This window comes from Streptomyces sp. NPDC051172, assembly GCF_040682555.1.
In the GTDB taxonomy this organism is placed as follows: domain Bacteria; phylum Actinomycetota; class Actinomycetes; order Streptomycetales; family Streptomycetaceae; genus Streptomyces.
The window spans coordinates 1-2335 of the sequence record NZ_JBFBBE010000281.1 but is presented as its reverse complement, the minus strand read 5'-3'; the positions used below and the strand labels follow the sequence as shown (position 1 = coordinate 2335).

Annotated in this window: 2 protein-coding genes and 1 pseudogene; 1 reads left to right on the top strand and 2 read right to left on the bottom strand. The window is 69.9% G+C overall.

Translation table 11 applies throughout. The features are described from left to right. Positions 1 to 380 precede the first annotated feature (380 nt). Together AB0N07_RS50320 and AB0N07_RS50315 are read right to left on the bottom strand one after the other, a co-directional pair. Positions 381 to 722, bottom strand: coding sequence for a hypothetical protein (locus AB0N07_RS50320; protein ID WP_365847626.1), 342 nt, complete (start codon positions 720 to 722; stop codon positions 381 to 383). Between the two features lie 234 nt (positions 723 to 956). Beyond that, positions 957 to 1523 carry an endonuclease domain-containing protein gene (locus AB0N07_RS50315; RefSeq protein WP_365847624.1) on the bottom strand — a complete coding sequence of 189 codons (567 nt, stop codon included), beginning with the start codon at positions 1521 to 1523 and terminating at the stop codon, positions 957 to 959. 58 nt (positions 1524 to 1581) lie between these two features. Here AB0N07_RS50315 and AB0N07_RS50310 point away from each other — a divergent pair. Next, positions 1582 to 1995, top strand: a pseudogene (locus AB0N07_RS50310) (hypothetical protein). Positions 1996 to 2335 lie beyond the last annotated feature (340 nt).

The following is a 2335-nucleotide window of genomic DNA, read 5'->3' as shown; positions in this document are numbered from 1 at the left end:
GGCCAGTGTGGCCAACCGGGGCGCTCAGCTGTTCATCAGCATTCGCGGAGGCCGGGGGCAGGGTCCTGACCAGTGCTGACGTCCACTGCCGGGACGTTCCCCCACGCCCCGTTGTCGAGCTGTGTCCAGTACCAGATGTCATTCCCACCAGGGTGGGGGTCGCCGTGCCCCCAGCACTGGAACCAGCTGAACGTGCCATCGAGGGTGCCGCGCGTCGCCGAACGGAACGAGCGATCGGCATAGCCCTTCGCCCCAGCCTTGTTGCCGCAGTACAGGCGGCCGTCGGAGCGGACACCGCACTCGGCGGCATGAGCAGCAGGTACAGCAAGGACAAGCAGTGCAGCCGAGGCGAAGACACCCAGTGCGGCAGTCATACACGGTCACATCAGAGCGGGAGTCACAACCCGTTCGGGGGATGGCGTCCGGGCCGGTGGCACGAGAGGCTGCCCGCGCGAAGCGCGGGCGATGCCGGCCCCGGGCTCAGGCCGGGGCTGTGCGCCGCGGATGGCCTCCAGGCGGCCGTGCAGGTCGCCAGGGGCGCCAGGGGTGGCGGCCAGGATGAACTCCGCGACCGTACGCGCGATCCCCGCTCCCGCCTGCCGGTACTCGGGAATCACGATGCCGTCCACCTCGACATCCTCGCCATCACCCGAGGGAGCGTCCGGCTGGGCCGTGTCCGCCCACTCCCGCACAGCGCGGACCAGGACGGACCCAAGCGCCACGTCCTGGCCGCGCCCGCCCGACAGACGGTGCCCCGTCGGCGGCTTCGAGGATGCCGGCGCTCAGCACGAGCAGCTGCAGGACCTCCGCCAGGAGATGCCGCATCGGCAACTGTCCGTACGAGTGCAGCTCCAGCCGCTCCATCGCCTCGTCGTCACCGCCCCAGACACCCTCGACATAGTCAAGCGCGCCGCATCTGATCAGGGACCAACGCAGGTACCTCGGCCGCCATGTGGTCACCGTACGACGTCACTTGGCGGATGAGGAGCCGGGCTCGGTTTCGGCCGGTGTGCTGCCTGCATCGGGATGACGTTGCGGCCTTTCTCCCGCAGGATCTCCACTGTTGCGGGAGCTTCGTTCATGCCGGGACATGTGCCCGCCCAACACTTGCCGTCCCGCCGCCCGATGGCCTGGTGGCGGGCGAGTGAACCGTTCTTGTACACGGCCACGTCCGTGCCGCACGCGGGGCACTCCGCCCGCGGCTTCTCTCTCGCAGCCTTCGCCCCGCTGCTGGGCTGGGTGGCGTGCCACGGGTTGTCGAGGTAGAGCCTGACAGCGAGCCAGCCGGGGTACTCGCCGGCTTCGACGCGGCGGAGGATCTGGTTACAGCGGTCACAGACGAGGCCGCGGACAGCCCACTGACCGAGGGCGTGATCATGGTCAATGTTGAGCGGCCGGCCGGCGCGAGGCTGCTTTGTGCAGAGAGTGCAGTGGCCGTCAGCGTGAAGCAGGAGGACTTCGTATTCGCCGCAAGTGAGGGCGTACTTGGCATGGGAGTAACAACTCGTGTGGCCGCGTGTCACCTGGCGACGGTATCGGCTTCGTGAGCACAACGAGCAGCCCGCCGGGGATGTTCTTCACTTGGCAGCGGCGCACCCGGAGCAGGAGGTCATCGCACGGCTATGGAGGCGGCGGCAGACCGAAACGGGCTGGCTGTACCTCGTGGGAGCTGCCGTCGTACCGCGACCTCGAGGACGGCGGTGTGGAGGCGGCGGAGTACCGAGTGTGGGTGCGCGCCCCCGACCACGTACGGCCGGTCGACGGCGTCGACTACGCCCAGGTCGTCACCGAGAAGCTGGAGCGGTCACCGCAGGCGGTGGTCCGTGAGTCCTCGGTGAGCGCCGGCCTTCGGGCTGGGTGCTGCAGAAGGTGCGTGACGGCCGGGGCCCGGCCCGCTCCGTCCCGCACGCACCGGACTGCGAGGAAGCAGCGGAGCTGACACCTCTGCTCCGCGGCTTCGACCACATCAACGACTCCGCCGACGACGACTCCTGACCCCGGCCGCCGCACCGTCGGCGGCGCTGGCGCGTCGGCCCCGCCCGGCGCGCAACACCCGGGAGCGCGCCCCGATCCCCGGCAGCGTCCACGCCGCCCATCCCGCCCCTCCCTCATCCTCAACTCCAGCCAGGGCATGGCCGAAGGGGGTCGCAACGGGGATGTCAGCGGCCCGACCACACCGTACGCCCGCAGTGACCTGGGCGAACTCCAGGACGCTGAGACGACCCCCGCAACCTCTACCGCAACACCCAAGGCCGGGAAGTTAAGGCTGGCTGGGGCGCTGTCCAGGCGCGGGTGGGCGTGCTGGCCCTGCGGTGAATGACGAACGGGACCGCTG